The sequence below is a fragment of the Pseudomonas sp. LLC-1 genome (genome assembly GCF_002992185.1).
Classification (GTDB): domain Bacteria; phylum Pseudomonadota; class Gammaproteobacteria; order Pseudomonadales; family Pseudomonadaceae; genus Aquipseudomonas; species Aquipseudomonas monteilii.
Genome location: NZ_LUVY01000012.1, coordinates 462,479 through 480,886, shown reverse-complemented (window position 1 = coordinate 480,886; position 18,408 = coordinate 462,479). Strand labels below are relative to the sequence as shown.

Genomic DNA, 18,408 nt, shown 5'->3' with positions numbered 1-18,408 from the left:
TTGGCACGCAGGATGTAGCCAGCCAGCGTAGTACGCACGGTATCCGTACCCGCCCCCGCAGCTTCGATAACCAGATCCCCAGCGTTATCCACCAGGTAGGTATCGTTGCCGAGACCACCCACCAGCCGGTCGGCACCCTCACCACCATTGAGTACGTCGTTGCCGGCACCGCCAACGATGATGTTGTCCAGCGCGTTACCCACACCGGTGAAGTTGCCCACCCCGGTATAAGTCAGGTTTTCGACGTTGGCACGCAGAATGTAGCCGGTCAGGCTGGTCTGCAACAGGTCGACGCCACCGTTGAGCGCCTCGCTCACCGTGTCGCCGACGTTGTCGACCACGAAGGTGTCGTCGCCGCCGCCGCCGGTCATGGCATCTGCGCCAAGCCCACCATCGAGGATGTCGTTGCCAAGCCCACCAAACAGCTGGTCGGCGCCGTCCAGGCCTGAGATCACATCATTGGCCGAACTCCCAATCAGAATATCAGCACCGTTGGTGCCGACCAGCGTCAACCCTGGTACTGCCGTTGTCGCAGCCGAGGTGAGGGACTCCTGGGTGCCGAAGGCGTCGGTGTAACGCACAATCACCTGCAATTGCTGGCCGCCCTGGTTGAGGCCCGGGGTGAAGCTGGCCGCAGTGGCACCCACGATGTCGCTGAAGACGCCGCCAGTACCTTGCTGCCACTGGAAGCTGAATGCCCCCAGCCCATCCAGGTCGGCAATACTGCCGGTAAGTGCCGTCAGCGTCTGCCCGATGTCTGGCGTGGTGTCGCTGATCAACACCGCACCCGTCGGTGCATCATTGACGTTGGCCACCGGGTCGAGGATGTCGGAGGCAACACTTTCCTGCACACCAAAGTCATCCACGTAGTTCACCACCACGCGCATGTTCTGCCCCACTTGCGCCTGGGTCAGGACAAAGGTGCTGCTGATGGCGCCAGCGATGTTGACCCAACCAAGGCCCCGGTTGGACTGCCACTGGAAGGTGAACTGCGGGTTGCTCAGGCCGTCAGCATCGACGATGGTTGCCGTGTTGGCCGTCAACGTCTGGTTCTGCACCAGCAACCCGGTCACGGTCGGGCCGGCACTCGGCGCGCTGTTCGCCGACGAGTCGACGATTTCCAGCGTGCCCTTGGCGTCCTGATACACCGCGCGAACGCGGATGCTCAAGCCGGCCACGTCATCGGTTACGCGGTAAGTGGTGCCAATGGCCCGCGAGACCTCGCCTGCAGCAACGAAGGTGATGTCTTCGTAAACCCCCGACCCCGGCAGCGTTTCGACTTGCCAGTAGTACGCTACCGGGCCGTTGACTGCGCCGGTAGGGTTGGCCGCACTGACGTTGTCCGCATCGCGCACTGCCAGCGGTGTTACACGCAGCAGTTGGCCACTGACGGGAGTATCGTCACGTAAACCTGTGGCCGCATCGAGGATCGCCAGGTGCCCCGTAGGGCCGGCGTTCACGGCTGTGCCCACACCAGACGCCTGCGAGCGGTCAGAGAACTGCAGGCGCTCGATACCGGTCAGGCGGTCGACACCATCACGCCCGGCCACCAGGTCGGTGACGATCACCGCGTTGCCATCGACCACCACGCTGTAGTCGGTGGCCACCCCCGAGAACACCGCCGTGTCGTAGCTGTCGGTGCCATTGAGGATCTCCCGGATGATAACCAGCTGGCCCGGGTTGTAGGTGCCATTGAGCATGAACGGCACCATCGGCTCCATGCTGTCGAAACTGGCGATTTCCGGGCCGGTGCCGTCGCTGTTGGCGCGCACGCTGATGCGCACGTTCAGCCACTTGTCACCGTCGAGGATGTCGTCCCCACCACGGCCTTCGATCAGGTCGCTGCCGCTGCCGCCGAGGATGATGTTGCCGCCATCGTAGAACGTCGCCCCGGCAGCCAGCAGGCTGGACAGGCCATTGATCAGGTTGATGTTGGTCAGCACGCTGCCCGTGGCGCCATTGGTCGGCAGGCTCGCGGCGTCTTCGTTGTCACCGCGCAGGAAGTCGCCATGGGACGAGCCGGAAAGGCCTTCCATGATGTCGAAGCGCACCAGCGCCGACGCGCCCGAGCCCGGTACCGGCGGCACATCGAAGAAGCGATCGCTGTAGTCGACGGTCACGCCCTGGGCCAGGTCCTTGAAGGTCGCCCAGTCGTAGCCGGAGCCGCCGATATAGCGGTCGCCGAAGCCCAGGCTGCCGACCATGATGTCGTCGCCGCCTTCACCGTTGAACTTGTCGTTCTCGTTGCCGCCGATGAACACGTCGTTGCCGATGACCGGGTCGTTGCCGAGCGGGTCGAAGTTGTCGCCAGGCGCACCGTCCGAGGTGCCCTTCTCGATCCAGTCGTCGCCTTCGTTACCCATGTCCTGTTCGTTGGCCTTGCTGCCCAGGATAAAGTCGTTGCCCTGGCCGCCAATGGCTTCCGAAGCGTCCTCACCGGTGACGATGAAGTCGTTGCCGAAACCGCCGATGATCAGGTTGACGCCATTGCCGCCGTGCAGCACATCGTTGCCGTCGCCGCCCTGGATGTTGTCGTCACCGCCCATGTCGCTGATGATGTCGTCGCCGGCGCCACCGCGCAGCTGGTCGTTGCCGTCGCCACCCTCGATGCGGTCGTTGCCGCCATCGCCCCAGACCGTGTCGTCACCCTCGCTGGACACCAGGATGTCGTCACCGTTGGTGCCGCCCAGCACGATGTGCTCGGCACCGGCATAGCGGATGTAGTTGGTGTCCGGGCCAGCCGTCAGCGGGCTGTCGCGGAACACCACCTGCTCGCCGTTCTCGCCCAGCGGGTCGGCGTTGCCCAGGCCGTCGTTGTATTGCTTGCTCTGGTCCAGCTCCAGGTAGAAGCCCGGGTCGGAGAACACCAGGCCCGGCAGGTGGGTGGCCGAGGTGTTGGCCATGATCAACTTGGCGAACGAGTTGCTTTCCAGCTCGGCGTTCATCGACAGGCCAGAGGTGCGCTCCAGGTAGTAGAAGCGGTCACCGTCCTGCAGTTTCTCCATCTGGTTTTCGAACACGAAGTTGAAGGTACTGCCAAGCATGCCGCCGAACGGGGTTTTCGCCTCGGCCAGGCCGCCGATCCACAGGTCGATGGCATCGACACCGGTCACGGTCACAGCCTTCAGGTCATCGGCGGTACCCAGCACGCCATCCTTGCCCGGCAGGGTCACGTTGGCCCAGGCACCACTGCTGTTGAGGAAGTCCAGGCGATCGGCCGGCGCGCCATCGCCGCCGAACACCAGGGCCATGGCCGCCGCGCGTTTTTCCAGCAGGGTGGTGGCACCGGTGATGCTGCTGTGGGTGCCGTAAGCCGCAATGAAGTTGATCAGCGACTCAGGGTGCTTCAGGTGCTGCACCAGGTCGACCCAGCTGGTGTACGGCTTGAGCTGGGTGTCGCCGGTTTGCCCGAAGATGTCGCGGCGCACGGCGTTCAGCGAGGGGATGCCGACATCACGGCCACGGGCGATGTTGATCGCCGGCAGGTCGAGCGGCAGGCCGAGCAGGTTGTTGCGCAGCGCCTCGGTGACGAACTCGTCGATTTCGTTACCGGCCTGGCGGGTGACCCCGCGCACGATGGCACTGGTGGCATCCTCGGGGGTGACGCCACTGGCGGCATAGGCCAGCGGGTTGAGGAACGCCGCGATCAGGCCCAGTTGCTGCTCGGGGTTGGCGCTGGCCGGGTCCTGGATGACGTTGAAGTCGACGTCAAAGCGGTCGACAGTCTCGGTCAGCATCGAGTGGCCGAAGCGGTACACGGTATGGGCGAATTCGGCCACGATCGACGCATCGAGGTCCACGTCGTACACCTGGGTCGGGGCGAAGAACAGGTCGACCCGAGGCTGCACGGTACGGGCGAACTCCTCGAACACCAGGTGCTGATACTGCATCTCGGTACCGAACTTGGCTGCCTGGAACAGGCGTTCGCCGTTCCATACCAGCGCGTCGATCTCGGCCGGGGTGGCCGGCAAGGCGGTGACCGGGTTGAGCAGCCACTCGTTGAGGAACGCCAGGTCGCCCGAGTCGAGCACGGTGTCAATGGTCTGCGCCACCAGCCGGTTGTGCTCGGAGTGGAAGATGGCATGCACGGCGGTCAGGCCGATGTTCTCGTTAACCCGGCCATCACCGGCGATGTAGTGCGCATCCAGCAGTTCGTTGTCGTAGGCCAGGTTGGCACCGGTCTGCGGGTTGACGGGCACGGCGTTGCCGGCCACGTTGTCGGCATCCGGCGCCAGCACGCCACCGCTGAACACCGGCACGGCATTGTGTGCGATGTCGGCGAGGAACTGGTGCCCCGTGCGCACGGCATTGGTCAGGTCGAGCGGCGCCAGTGGGTTGCCTTCGACCTGCTGGTCATCGGCCGTGCCGGCAATGCCGTCCAGGCCCTTCATCACCACCATCGGATAGCCGTTCGGCCCCTTGATGAAGTTGCCGTAGGCGTCGGTTGCCAGCAAAGGCACGTTGTCGACATCGGCGTCGGTCAGGTTGATGCCGAGCAGGTCGCGGGCCTGGGCCTTGACCACCTTCCAGGTGGCCATGCCACCGATTTCGGTGTCGTCGGCGGTGCCGAACTTGCCATCGGCGCCCAGGTCACGGTTGGTGATCAGGCGGCCTGTAGCGACAGGGCCATCATCGGTCATGATGTAGGCGCGCAGGAACACCTGGTGCGAGGGGTGCGAGCTGTAGGTCTGGTTCTGGTCCACGAACGGCGTGGTGGTGTTGGTGTGCTCGTGAATGTCATCGGCGTTGCCGAGGATGCCATCCGGCCCTGGCAGGTTGGTGGCACGGGTTACCACCATGAAGTTGGTGAAACCACCCTCCACGTACAGCGGGTCATCCGGCTGCAGCGGGATGTAGATGGTACCCGAGCCGCCCTTGGTGACCAGGTCCAGACCATGGTCGAAGAACTGTCCGAAGAAGGTCATCCAGGCGTTGAACGGCGCAGACAGCCCGGCATCAGCGGCAGTGTTTTCGAACAGGTACACATCGTGGTCGTCGGTGGTACCGAACTGGCCATCCATGCCTGGGCTGGCGACGATGCGCACGCCATCCTTGAGCACGTCGTCATTGCCAGGCGTGCCGAAGTTGAGCACGCCATCCGCACCCGGGTCATAGGCGGTGGCATAGGCCGCCGGGTTGTTGGAGGTCTGGTCGACCACCAGGTTACTGATGACACGCGGCTGCGAGTCGAACACCGGGCCGCTGGTCTGCTGGTACGAAGAGCCGGGAATCGCCGGCGAGCCTGGGCCGAAGAAGCCGGCCGGGGCACCTTCTGCCGGGTTGAACACCGGGTCGGTCAAGCGCGGGAAGACGTTGTCGGCAGCACCAAACTGGGTGTTGTTGTTACCGTTGAGGTTCATCAGGTTGTTGTTCGAACCATCGACCGCGCGCAGGCCCAGTGGTGCACGGATGTTGGGGATGAGCGAGAGGATGTCCTGCCCGGCGGCATCAGCCTCGGCAATCTTGATCTGGGCAAGGATGAAGTTGAGGTCGGAGCGCACCATGTGCAGCCCCTCCCCGCCAGCAGTGGCATCCACAACCGGGGTGGCCGGGGTCGGCACCACAGGTGCGCCCGGCTGTACCACGGCCGTGGGCTGCGAGAACAGCACTTCGGTGGTGCCATGGGCGTCCTGGTAGATCGCCTTGACCCGCAGGCTCAGCCCGGCCAGGTCTGGCGACACCTTGAACGACGTACCGTCGGCGCTCTGGAACGCCAGGTCGCCGGCCGGCAGCAGGATGATGTCCTGGAACACACCACTGCCCGGGTCGGCTTCGAACTGCCAGTAGTACGACACCGAACGGTCGGCAAGCGTGCCGGTCGGGTTGCCCGCACTGATGTTGTCGGCGTCGAGCACGCCCGCCACGCTCACTGTCAGCATGTCACCCACAGTGATCGCACCGCCGTTGCCATCGAGCACGGTCGGGCTGCCGGTGGGTTGCGCGTTCACCCCTCCCACCAGCACGCGTTGGCTGTCGGCGAACTGCAGGCGTTCGATGTGCAGGAGGGTATCCACGCCATCGCGGCCGGCCACGGTATCGGTCACCGTCCACACGTCATCGGCAACGTCGGCGGTGCCTTTGGTGTTCTGGGTCACCACATACTCGCTCTGCACCCCCGAGTATATGGCGGTGTCAAAGGCCGCGCCGCCAGTCGAGGTACCCGGCAGGATTTCCCGCACGGCTTTGAGCTGACCTGGGTTGTAGGTGCGGTCGAGCATGAACGGGATCATGTCGACCATGCTGTCGAAGCTGGCGATCTCTGGCCCGGTGTGGTTGACGTCGCCTGGGGCATACACCGCAATGCGCACGTTCAGCCATTTATCGCCATCGATCAGGTCATCGCCGCCACGGCCTTCGATCAGGTCGCTGCCATTGCCGCCGAGCATGATGTTGCCGGTGGCAAAGCCGGTGGTCGGCAACCCGGCATCGGCCAGGAACTGCTGCAGGCCGCGGATCAGTGCCACGTTGGTCAGGGCGCTGCCGGTGGCACCACCATGGTTGAGGATGGTCACGGCATCGACGTCATCGCCCTTGAGCACATCGGCGTAGTTCGAGCCGGACACCCCTTCCACCTCGGCGAAGCGGTCGAGGATGCTGGCCGGCGAGGCGCCGACCGGGTTGAATACACCAGCGTTCTGGTTTGGCGCATTGCCATGGGGCTGGGCCAGCGCGGCTAGGCTCAGGTCAACGGTAACGCCGACCTTGTCGTTCTTGTTGGTAATCCAGTCGAAGCCGGACATGCCGTCCATCTTGTCCTGGGCATCGCTGCCGACGAAAATGTCATCGCCACCCTCGCCGATCATTTCGTCAAAGCCACCGCCACCGACGAAGATGTCGTTGCCGACCACTTCGTCACCCAGCAGCGGCGCAAAGTTGTCGCCGGGCGCACCGTCCTGGGTGCCCTTCTCGATCCAGTCGTCGCCCTCGTTGCCGGTGGGTGGCAGGTTGGTCTTGGCGCCGAGGATGAAGTCATCGCCCTGGCCACCGAAGGTGGTGGAAATGTCCTCGGTGGTGATGATGAAGTCCTGGCCGTCGCCGCCCAGGATCAGGTTGCCGGCCGCCAGCATGCTGCCGGCGACTATCACGTCATTACCGGCGTTGCCCTCCAGCCGGTTGTCACCGAACGAGTCGGTGATGATGTCGTCGCCTGCGCCACCCAGTACGGCATCGTTGCCTGCGCCGCCTTCGAGCACGTCGTCGCCGGCATCGCCGTAAACGGTATCGTCACCTTCGCCGGAAATGATGATGTCGTTGCCGGCAGTGCCGCCCAGCACCACATGGTCTTCACCGGTGTAGTGCAAGTAGTTGCTGTCAGGCCCGACGGTATCGGGGTTGTCGCGAATCACCAGCGGTACGATTTCCACGCCGTTGATTTCGATGCCGCCCGTTGGGTCGGCCTTGCCGTCGGCACCCAGCCCGGTGAACTGGTTGGCCTGGTTCACCTCCAGGGTGAAGGTGGGCGTGAGGAACACGGTGTTGGACAGGTGGGTGACGTCGGAGTTGGCCATGATCAGCTTGGCAAAGGAGTTGTTCTCCAGTTCCGTGCCGAAGTTCATGCCCGCCGTGCGCGACAGGTAGTAGAAGCGGTCACCGTTCTGCAACGCTTCCAGCTGGGTTTCGAAGACGAAGTTGAAGCTGGAACCCAGCATGCCGCCGAAGGGCATTTTCTTCTCGGCCAGGCCGCCGACCCAGAAGTCGATGGCGTCGACACCCGTCACCGTCACGCCGGCAATGTCGTCGGCCGTGCCGGCGATACCGTCTTTGCCGGCCAGCGTCACGTTGGCATAGGCGCCGGTGCTGTTGAGGAAGTCCAGGCGATCGGCAGGTGCGCCGTCGCCGCCAAGCACCAGCGCCACGGCGGCGGCGCGCTTGGCCGCTTCGGTGGTGGCCCCGGTGATGGTGGCGTGGGTGCCGTAGGCAGCGATGAAGTTGATCAGCGACGCCGGGTGCTTGAGGTGGTCGGCAAAATCGACCCAGCTGATGTAGGCCTTGAGCTGGCTGTCGCCGGTTGCGGCATAGAACTCGCGGCGCGCCTCGTTCAGGCTGGGGATACCGGTGTCACGGCCACGGGCGATGTTCAGCGCAGGCAGGTCCAGCGGCAGGCCAAGCAGGTTGTTGCGCAGGGCTTCGGTGACGAACTCGTCGATTTCGTTGCCCAGCTGGCGGGTCACGCCGCGAATGATCGCACCGGCTGCCTCGTCGGCGGTGGCACCGCTGCCGGCGAAGGCCAGCGGGTTGAGGAAGGCGGCGATCAGGCCCAGTTGCTGATCCGGGTTGGCGGGGTCTCCCGACACAGGGTTGAAGTCGGGGTCGAAGCGGTCGACGGTTTCGGTCAGCATCGAGTGGCCGAAGCGGTACACCACGTGGGCGAATTCGGCGAGGATGGCCGGGTTGATCGACGTGTCGTAGCCGTTGGGGGCCAGGAACTCATCGATCTGCGGCTGAATGGTGCGCGCGAACTCTTCGAACACCAGGTGCTGGTACTGCATTTCGGTGCCGAACTTGGCGGCCTGGAACAACCGCTCGCCGTCCCATACCAGCGCGGCGATGCCGGCTGGCGTGGTGGGGATGGCGGTGACATCGTCGACCAGCCACTCGTTGAGGAACGCCAGGTCGCCCGAGGCCAGCAAGGTGTCTTTGGTCTGCTGTACCAGGCGGTTGTGCTCGGAGTGGAACACATGGTGCACGGCCGTGAGGCCAATGTTTTCGTTCACCCGGCCGTCACCGGCGATGTAGTGGGCGTCGAGCAGTTCGTTGTCGTAGGTCAGATTGTTGCCGCCTGGGCCAACTGGCTGGGCGTTGCCTACTGCGGTGTCGGCATCGGCCTGCAACACACCGCCCACCACCACGGGCGCGGCGTTGTGGGCAATGTCGTCAAGGAAGCCATGCCCGGTGCTCACGGCGTTGGCCAGGCTGATCGGCGCGTTGCGGTCGCCTTCGACCAGTTGGGTGACGTCGTCGGCCGTGCCGGCAATGCCGTCGGCGCCATTGTTCACCCGCATCACCACCTGCGGCATGCCATTGGGCCCGCGCAGGAAGTTGCCATAGGCATCGGTGGCCAGCAGCGGCACGCTGTGCACGTCGGCGTCGGTCAGGTTGATACCCAGCATGTCACGGGCCTGAGCCTTGACCACCGCCCAGGTGGCCATGCCGCCATTCTCGCTGTTGCCATCGTCAGCCGTGCCGAACTTGCCGTCCGCGCCCAGGTCGCGGTTGGTGATCAACCGCCCGGTGGCCACCGGGTCGCCTGCGGCACTCAACGCATATTCGCGCAGAAACACCTGGTGCGAGGGGTGCGAGCTGTAGGTCTGGCTCTGGTCGACGAACGGCGAGGTGGTGTTGGTCTGGCTATCGTCAGCGGTGCCCACCACGCCATCGGCGCCGGCGGTGCGTACGGCGCGTGACAGCACCATGAAGTTGGTCGGGCTGCCGGCCACGAACAGCGGGTCGTCCGGGCGCAGCGGAATGAACACGATATCGGTGCTGCTTTTGGTCACCAGGTCCAGACCGTGGTCGAAGAACTGGCCGAAGAAGGTCATCCAGGCGTTGAAGCCAGCCGTCAGGCCCACGTCGGGCGAGACGTTGGGGATGAAGAACACAGGCTTGTCATCAGCGGTGCCGAACACCCCATCGATACCCGGGCTCATCACCGGGGCAGCGCCGCCATTGGCCTCGACCGCAGCCGGGTTGTTCGCCGTCTGGTCAACGATCAGGTTGCTGATGGTGCGCGGTTGCGAATCGACGACATTGCCGGTGCCCACATAGTTGGCGCGGTAGGAGGCATCGAGCAGGCGCAGGAACGCGTTGTCAGAGGCGCCGAACTCGCTTTGCCCGGCGACCAGGTTGTTGAAGCTGCCATCCACGGTGCGCAGGCCGAACGGCACCTGACTGTTGGGCAGCAGGTCGATCAGGCTGGCGCCATCTGCGTGGGCTTCGGCGATGAAGATCTGTTTGAGGATGAATTCCAGGTCCGACTTGCTGAAATTGGCCATTTCAATTGCCCTCGATCATTCAAGAGAAATCACAGGGCAACAGGGTCCTTCCCGCGCCCAGTCAGTGTTGACGTGCGCAGTATCTGGTTCTTTTTAAGGGCTCGGCGGCTCAACGCTGTTGTGTTGGCGCCCCAGCCTCATTTCTCGAAAGCCGGCCCCACCGCTCCGGGAGGGCCTGTTAATCGTGCGATACAGGTGTAACGCACGTGCATCGACCCCAGCTTGCACAGGGCCCGAATACTTCAGACTAAAGTCGTAGGGCAAAAGATTGTCAATATCCCGTCAAAAAAATCGTTCGATGATGATAATGCGATGCAACTAGCTGTTTTTCTGGTACTTATGAAAAGTTCAAAGTATTTATAGAGCAAAATGATATTACTGAATGTTTCGTTGCAACCTACGCTCCAGCATGTGGGAGCAACGCAGCGATTTGGACTATTCGCCATAAGAGCGACCCGCCTGCGAGCCGACCAAGAAGCCACAACTACCGTTGTACGGGGCGCCGCAAGGGCTTCCCGACTTGTAACGAAGGGAGGCCCCCGATGCCTAAGCCACCACGCACCCGCTCCGAGCTGGCCGACGTGCTCTTTCGCTTGCGCCGCAGCTTCTATGCCTTGGCCGCCTTCAGCGGCGTGATAAACGTCATGATGTTGACGCCAGCTATTTATATGCTGCAGGTGTACGACCGCGCGCTGGTCAGTCGCAATGTCACCACCCTGGGCATGCTCACGCTGCTGGTGGTCGGGTTGTTCCTGTTGATGTCGGCACTGGAGATGACCCGTACCCGCGTGCTGATCCGGGTGGGCAACTGCCTGGACATGGACCTCAACCGGCGCATCTTCAGCGCCGCGTTCGAGCGCAACCTGAGCCGCGCCGGCGGTAACCCGGCCCAGGCCCTGCAGGACCTGGCGCAAGTGCGGCAGTTTCTGACCGGCAATGGTTTGTTCGCCTTTTTCGATGCGCCGTGGACGCCGATCTACCTGGTGGTCTGCTACCTGATCCACCCTTGGCTCGGGCTGGTCACGATGATTGGCTCGCTGATCCTGGTGGGCCTGGCCTACCTCACGGAGAAGGCTACGCAAAAGCCACTGGCCGAAGCCAATCAGGCCGCCATGTCGTCGGCCAGCTACGCCAACAACAACCTGCGCAACGCCGAAGTGATCGAGGCCATGGGCATGCTGCCGTCAATCGGCAAGCGCTGGTACCAAGGGCACTTGCGCATCCTGCAGATGCAGACCCTGGCCTCCGACCGCGCGGCGCTGATCAGCAGCACCGGGCGTTTCGTGCGCATCACCTTGCAGTCGTTGATCCTCGGTACCGGTGCGTTGCTGGCAATAGAGGGCAAGATCACCCCCGGCATGATGATCGCGTGTTCGATCCTGACCGGCCGCGCCTTGGGCCCGGTGGAGCAGGTGATTGCCTCCTGGAAGCAGTTGCTCGGTTGCCGCTTGGCCTGGGGCCGGCTCAACGACCTGCTGCAAGACTATCCGCAGCGGCCACCGAGCATGTCGCTGCAGCGGCCGATGGGCATGCTGGCCGTGGAAAACGTGATCGCCGGTGCCCCCGGCACCACCACCAGCATCGTGCGCGGGGTCAGCTTCAGCCTGGTGCCGGGTGAAAGCTTAGGCATCATCGGCCCTTCGGCTTCGGGCAAGTCTACCCTCGCCCGCCTGCTGGTGGGTGTGTGGCCGGCGCAGGCCGGCAAGGTGCGCCTGGATGGTGCAGACATCTTCACCTGGAACAAGGCCGAACTCGGCCCTTGGCTGGGCTACCTGCCGCAAGACGTGGAGCTGTTCGAGGGCACCATCGCCGAAAACATCGCACGCTTTGCCGAAGTGGACAGTGACGCGGTGATCCGCGCTGCCCGCAGCAGCGGCGTACACGACATGATCCTGCACTTCCCGCAGGGCTACGACACGCGCCTGGCCGCCGACGGCACGCCGCTGTCCGGCGGCCAGAAGCAGCGTATCGCCCTGGCCCGCGCCCTGTATGGCGAGCCCAACCTGGTGGTGCTGGACGAACCCAACGCCAACCTCGATGACGTCGGCGAGAAGGCCCTGGTGGATGCGCTGGCCGAGTTGAAGGCGCGCGGCGCCACGGTGATCCTGATTTCCCATCGGCCCAATGTGCTGTGCGCCGTGGACAAGATACTGATGCTGCGCGACGGCGCTGTGCACATGCTCGGCAGCCGCGACGAAGTGTTCGCGGCGCTGCGCAAGGCTGCCGTGATTCCAGCGGCCGGTGCGGCACCGCTGGCTTCGGTCAAAGTAAGGGAGTAGCCGATCATGCAGATGACTCAACACGCTGAATTGATCCCCGCCGAAGCCAAGAACCTGATCGACCTGGATGCGGCCCGGCCAGTACGCTGGGGCGTATGGATGGTGATTGCCGGCTTTGGCGGTTTCCTGCTGTGGTCTTGCCTGGCACCACTGGACGCAGGTGTGGTGGCCACCGGCACGGTGAAGGTCACCAGCAACCGCAAGGCGGTACAGCACCTGACCGGCGGCACGGTCGAGGCAATCCTGGTGCGCGAAGGCGATCTGGTAAAGAAAGGCCAGGAAGTGGTGCGGCTCGACGCCCTGCGCGCGGTCGCTGAGCAAGGCGCGCTCAGCGCCCAGTACATCGTCAGCAAAACCGTGGAAAACCGCCTGGAAGCCGAACGCGACAGCCACGACACGGTCACCTTCGACCCTGCCCTGCTCCAGCACTACGCCAATGACCCGCGCTTGCTGGCCGCCATGGACCTGCAACAGCGCCTGCTCGACACCCGCCGCGCCGGCCTGGCAGGTGAGCTGAGCATCCTTGAGGAAAACCTCACCGCTTCGGCGGTGCAGCTCAAGGGCCTGCAGCAGGTGTACGGTGCCCGCGCCTCGCAGATCGGCTTCCTCAACCAGGAACTGCAAGGCACCCGGGTGCTGGCCGCCGAAGGTTACGTACCGCGCAACCGCCTGCTGGAGCTGGAGCGCAGCAATGCCGACCTGTCCGCCGGCCAGGCAGAAAACCTCAACAACATCGCCCGGGCACGCAGCCAGGCCACCGAGATCAAGCTGCGTATCCTGCAGCGCCAGCACGACTACCTGAAGGAAGTGGAATCGCAACTGACCGACACCGCCAAGGAAAACACCACCCTCGCCGACCGTTTGCGTGCACTGGACTACGAAGTGACCCACACGGTGATCCGCTCGCCGATCGATGGCATGGTCCAGGGCCTGAGCATTGCCACGGTCGGCGGCATCATCCAGCCCGGTGCCAAGATCATGGAGGTGGTGCCACTCGACCAGCCCCTGCAAGTAGACGCGATGATCCCGGTGCAGGCCATCGACAAGATGGTGCCAGGCCTGGACGTGGACATCGCCTTCCCGGCCTTCAACCACGCGCAGACGCCGAACATTCCCGGGCGGGTGAAAACCATTTCCGCCGACCGCCTGCTCGACGAAGAAAGCAAGCAGCCGTTCTACCTGGCCCAGGTGGAAGTGACGCCCGCCGGCATGGGCCTGCTGGGCAGCAACCATATCCGGCCCGGCATGCCCGCCACCGTCACCATCAAGACCGGCGAGCGCAACCTGCTCAGCTACTTGCTCAAACCCATGCTCGAACGCGTCGACGCCGCGTTCAAGGAGCAATGACATGAAACGCCCGTGCCTGATGTTGTGCCTGCTGGGGGTTGCCGTACAGGCCAGTGCCATGGACCTGAAGCAAGCCTGGGACCTGTTGCAGTACCAGGGCCCGATCTACCAGGCCGCCGTGCATGAGAAACAGGCCGGCAGCGAAAACCGCGCCATCGGCGAAGCCGGCTTGCTGCCACAGATCAACGCTTCGGCCTATTTCAACAGGGTCAATGGCAGCCAGCGCCAGAATGGCCAGGACAACGACCTGGACTATGACTCCAAAGGTGCCAACGTGCGCCTGCGCCAACCATTGTTCAACAAACAGAAGATGGCCGAGTACCGCCAGGGCCAGCAACGGGCCGACTACAGCGTGGCGGTGTTCGATGCCAAGAGCCAGGACGCCGCCGTACGCCTGGCCGACGCCTACTTCGACGTGCTGCTGGCCAGCGAAACCATCACCCTGGCCAAGGCCAAGCTGAATGCGTTCGAAGAGCAACTGGCTTCGGCGAAGCGGCGCAAGGAACTGGGCGCTGGCACCATCACCGATGTCGACGAGTCGGTCGCTCGCCGCGACCTGGCCGAGGCCGACCTGATCGACGCCCAGGACAACCTGGTCAATACCCGGCGCAAGCTGGAGGAGTACATTGGTGAAACCCCACAGTCACTGACCACCTTGCAGCCAGGCTTCAGTACACCGCCGCTGATGCCAGGCAACCTGCAGGACTGGCTGGTCAAGGCCCAGGCAGACAGCCCGTTGATTCATGCACGCCGGCACAGCTACGAGCTGGCCGAAGAAGAAGTGAAACGTGCCCGCGCCGGGCACTGGCCAACGCTGGATTTCGTGGCCGGCTACACCGCCGGCAGCAGCCAGTCGATTTCCGAGATCAACCAGCGCAACCACTACAGCTCGATCGGGCTGGAGCTGAACATTCCGCTGTACAGCGGTGGCAGCACCAGCGCCCTCACCCGCCAGGCCAGCGCCAACAGTTCCAAGGCCCTGGACGAGCTGGACGCCACGCGCCAGGAGGTGATTTCCGACACCACCCGCGAGTACCGTGGTGTGCAGAGTGGCGCCTTGCGCATTCAGGCGCTGGAAAAGGCCGTGGCCTCCAACGAGCGCTCGCTGACCTCCACCCGCAAGGGCTTCAAGGAAGGCGGTACCAGCACCAACTCGGATGTACTCAATGCCGAAGAGTTGCTGTACGACGCCCGTCACGACCTGTTCGAGGCGAAGCTGAACTACCTGATGTCGCGGCTGCGGCTGGCCTCGTCGGTGGGTAGCCTGGGCGATGACGACATCGAGCAGATCAACAATTACCTGGGGCCGGAACTGATGGTAAGCAATTGATCGGAGCACACACGGTAGCGGTGGCCGGTTTATTGGCGTCAGGCTATGATCGGTCACCCCTCCGCGGACACCCTGCCCCATGCCCGTAGACCTGCAAGCGCTATACCCCAGGCTGATCCACCTGATGCTGGACACCGTGTTCGTGGTCGACAGGGACAACCAGATCGTCTTCGTCAGCGATGCCTGCGAAGCGCTGCTGGGCTACCAGGCCCGCGAGCTGATCGGCACACCGATCACCGACTATATGCACCCGGACGACCTGGCCATCACCCGCGCGTCGATTGTAAGGGTGATGAACGGGCAGCCCCATTACGACTTCCGCAACCGCTATGTGCGCAAGGATGGCGGGATCGTGCATATCCTGTGGGCAGCCAGCTGGTCCGATGAGGCGCAAGCGCGCATCGGTGTGGCGCGGGATGTGACGGCACTGCACCAGGCAGAAGAAGAGCTGCGCTTCCTGGCCCATCACGACCCGCTGACCCGGCTGGCCAACCGGGCCATGTTCAACGAACGGCTCGACAATGCCCTTGCCGCAGCCCGGCGACACAGCCGCCCGTTGGCGCTGCTGTTTCTCGATATCAATGACTTCAAGGACATCAACGATAACCACGGGCACAGCGTGGGCGACCGGGTACTGTGCACCCTGGCCCGGCGCCTGGAGCGCTGCGTGGGCGCGGGCGACACGGTAGCGCGCATGGGCGGTGACGAGTTCACCGTCCTGTTGACCGACTGCCCGTCGCCGGAAGCCATTGCCGAACACATGGCAAATATACTGGCGGCCATGGCCGAACCGCTCGGCGCAGACATGCCGGATATCGACACACCCTCCTGCAGCATTGGCCTGGCCTGTTTCCCGCAGGACGGCCACGATGCCGACATGCTGTTGCGTCATGCCGACGGGGATATGTACCGGGTCAAGCGAAAACACACTGCAACCGGGTGACGATACCCCCTGCCCTCTGTCCGGCCTCTGCCTCAGAAGTCGACAGTAGCCGACAGCTGCAACGCTCTCGGGTAACCCGGCGATATCGCGCCGTACGATGCCACACCCGACCAGTACTCACGGTCGAACACGTTCTGTACTGTCGCCCGGAACGTTGTAGGGCGGCCATCGATCCGGGTGGCGTAGCGCGCACCGATGTCAAACCGAGTCCAGGCGTCAAGTTCCTGGGTGTTGGCTTGGTCAACGTACTGGCTGCCCGTGTGGATAGCGCCACCGGTCAGCGTGACGCCTTCAGCCCATGGGGTGTCCCACTCAGCCCACAGGTTGGCCTGCACATCGGGTACACCTACTGCCTCGTTGCCCTTGTTGGCGGCCGTGGCCGAATCGGTCAGCTTGCCGTCCAGCACGGTAACGCCACCCAGCAGGCGGGTGCCCGGCGCGATTTCCCCGAACATGCTCAGTTCGATACCGCGGTTACGCTGCTCTGCCTCGACCGAGAAGCGGCCGTCAGTGCCCAACTCACCACTGGGTTTTTCTATCTGGAATACCGCCAGCGTGGTCATGAACGTGTTGTGCTCGTACTTCACGCCCAGTTCTTGCTGCTTGGTCGTGTAGGGCGCAAACGCATCGCCGACGTTGGTTGCCCCGGCCGGTGCGTTATCGCCTTTGCTCAGGCCTTCAACATAGTTGTAGTACAGCGAGACGTTTTCCCACGGTTTGACCACTACACCTACGACGGGTGTGGTTGCACTTTCGTTGTAGTGCTTGGCTGAAGCGGTCGGCAAGTAGTTGCGCGATTCGACTTCCTGCCGGCGCACGCCCAGCGTCAATTGCACGCGGTCGTCGAGGACCGCCAAGGTGTCGGTCAGGGCAACGCCAGACAGCTCGGCCTCAGACACCCGGCTCACCTTCGGTGCAGCGATGTATTGCTTGGGCACATCAACCGGGTGGTAGATGTTCGAAAGGATTGGCGTGCCATTATTGATGCCGCGTGACAACTCATCCTGATAGCGAGTGGCCATGGCCGTAACCGTGTGATTGACCGGTCCGGTTTCAAACAGCGTACGCAGCCCCACATCGGCCGTGGAACGATCGACGTTGAACTTGTAGTAACCGGGGGTATTGCTGGTGTCGCCTGCCGCATTGAGAACTCTGGGTACCTGGTCGGACATCCGCGCCACATCCGCCCTGCCGCCACCTGCGTGGGCAAACACCGTCAGTGAGTCGCTGATGTCATATTCACCGCCCAGCAACGCTGATTGCTCGCGGGTTTTCGACCACCCCCAGTCCTGTGGCAGGTTGGTGCGACCGCTGGCGGCGGAGGGCACGCCGAAACCTGGGGCCACGGTGAAGGGGCGTGAAGCGGCATCCCAGCGCTCCTCCTGGCTGATGAAGTCGAGGTTCAGACGCAAGCGCTCACCTTGATAGTCCAGGGCGATGGCGCCGATGTCCAACGCACGCTGCTGGTCATCGATAGCCGTATCGCCTTGGGCCAGGCTGCCATTGAAACGCACGCCCCACTGCCGCTGATCGCCGAAACGGCGGCTGATGTCGAGGTGGCCACCCACCTGCGTGTCAGAGCTGTAGCTGGCGGTGACACGCGTCAAATCCTCGGCAAGTGCACGCTTGGGCACGATGTTGATGACGCCACCGACGCCGCTGTTCGGGGAGATACCGTACATCAAGGCACCCGGCCCCTTCAGCACTTCGACCCGCTCGGCATATTCGGTGAACACCCTGTAGTTGGGGGCTACGCCGTACACGCCATCGAAGGCCAGTTCGCCCAGGTTGCCCTCACCCACCGGGAAGCCGCGAATGAAGAACGAGTCGACGATGCCGCCCGTTTGCCCGGTAGAACGCACGGACGGATCACGCTCAAGGGCGTCAGCCACGGTCACCGTCTGCAAGTCGGCAAGGGTTTTTGCGGTGTAGCTGGTGACGTTGAACGGCGTATCCATCACGTCCTTGTTGCCAAGCATGCCAAGCCGGCCGCCGCGAGCCACCTGCCCCCCTGCGTAGGCTTCAGGCAGTGCTTCGTGGCGCATGCTGTTGGCATCGATGGTGGTGGCAGCCAGTGTGAGGCCTTCTCCACCGCTTGCCTGACGAGCGAGTTGGTAACTGCCGTTGCTCAATTCCACCAACTCAAGGCCACTGCCGGCAAGCAAGCGGGCCATACCGTCGCGCGCCGAATAGGCACCGCTCAGCCCGGGGCTGTGCAGGCCCTCTGTCAACGCCGGTTCAAACGACAACGCTACCCCCGAGGCCAGCGCGAAACTGGACAATGCCCGCCCCAAAGGGCCCGGGGCAATTTCGTAAGTGCGGATGGTCACGCTATCCAGGGGTTGCGCGACGGCGGGCAAAAGGTAACCGGCCCCTGTCACCAGAACGGCACCGAAGAGTGTGTTGCGCACCGCTACAGCTAACGCACGCTCACGAAATGGACGACTTGCAACAGGCATGACAGGCGGGTCCTTCTGGCTGGGAATGGAAGTGTTCATTCCTGTTGCCAGCCGAGAC

General features: G+C 63.6%; 6 protein-coding genes. 4 read left to right on the top strand and 2 right to left on the bottom strand.

Annotated elements, in window-relative coordinates; genetic code table 11:
• Window positions 1-9,992: peroxidase family protein (locus A0O30_RS13095; RefSeq protein ID WP_105946785.1), on the bottom strand; the 9,992-nt coding region annotated here is incomplete at its 3' end.
• Between the two features lie 542 nt (window positions 9,993-10,534).
• Here A0O30_RS13095 and A0O30_RS13090 point away from each other — a divergent pair.
• The 4 genes from A0O30_RS13090 to A0O30_RS13075 all read left to right on the top strand — a co-directional run bounded on the left by A0O30_RS13090 (window position 10,535) and on the right by A0O30_RS13075 (window position 15,891).
• Window positions 10,535-12,271, top strand: coding sequence for a type I secretion system permease/ATPase (locus A0O30_RS13090; protein ID WP_105946784.1), 1,737 nt, complete (start codon window positions 10,535-10,537; stop codon window positions 12,269-12,271).
• A gap of 6 nt (window positions 12,272-12,277) precedes the next feature.
• On the top strand, window positions 12,278-13,618 hold the full coding sequence (locus A0O30_RS13085; RefSeq protein ID WP_105946783.1) for an HlyD family type I secretion periplasmic adaptor subunit: 1,341 nt from the start codon (window positions 12,278-12,280) through the stop codon (window positions 13,616-13,618).
• Between the two features lies 1 nt (window position 13,619).
• Window positions 13,620-14,948 (top strand): TolC family outer membrane protein, encoded by a 1,329-nt coding sequence (locus tag A0O30_RS13080; protein WP_105946782.1) that lies wholly within the window; start codon window positions 13,620-13,622, stop codon window positions 14,946-14,948.
• A gap of 79 nt (window positions 14,949-15,027) precedes the next feature.
• Window positions 15,028-15,891 carry a sensor domain-containing diguanylate cyclase gene (locus tag A0O30_RS13075; protein ID WP_105946781.1) on the top strand — a complete coding sequence of 288 codons (864 nt, stop codon included), beginning with the start codon at window positions 15,028-15,030 and terminating at the stop codon, window positions 15,889-15,891.
• Window positions 15,892-15,923: 32 nt separating this feature from the next.
• On the opposite strand, the gene A0O30_RS13070 is transcribed toward A0O30_RS13075, so the two are convergent.
• A complete protein-coding gene (locus A0O30_RS13070; RefSeq protein WP_105946780.1) occupies window positions 15,924-18,350 on the bottom strand; it encodes a TonB-dependent receptor in 2,427 nt (808 codons plus the stop codon).
• Window positions 18,351-18,408: the final 58 nt, after the last annotated feature.

Bases quoted from the DNA above. Each gene is read 5' to 3' on its own strand.
- A0O30_RS13090 (WP_105946784.1), top strand. From the start codon at position 10,535: ATGCCTAAGCCACCACGCACCCGCTCCGAGCTGGCCGACGTGCTCTTT.
- A0O30_RS13080 (WP_105946782.1), top strand. From the start codon at position 13,620: ATGAAACGCCCGTGCCTGATGTTGTGCCTGCTGGGGGTTGCCGTACAG.
- A0O30_RS13085 (WP_105946783.1), top strand. From the start codon at position 12,278: ATGCAGATGACTCAACACGCTGAATTGATCCCCGCCGAAGCCAAGAAC.
- A0O30_RS13075 (WP_105946781.1), top strand. From the start codon at position 15,028: ATGCCCGTAGACCTGCAAGCGCTATACCCCAGGCTGATCCACCTGATG.
- A0O30_RS13070 (WP_105946780.1), bottom strand. From the start codon at position 18,350: ATGCCTGTTGCAAGTCGTCCATTTCGTGAGCGTGCGTTAGCTGTAGCG.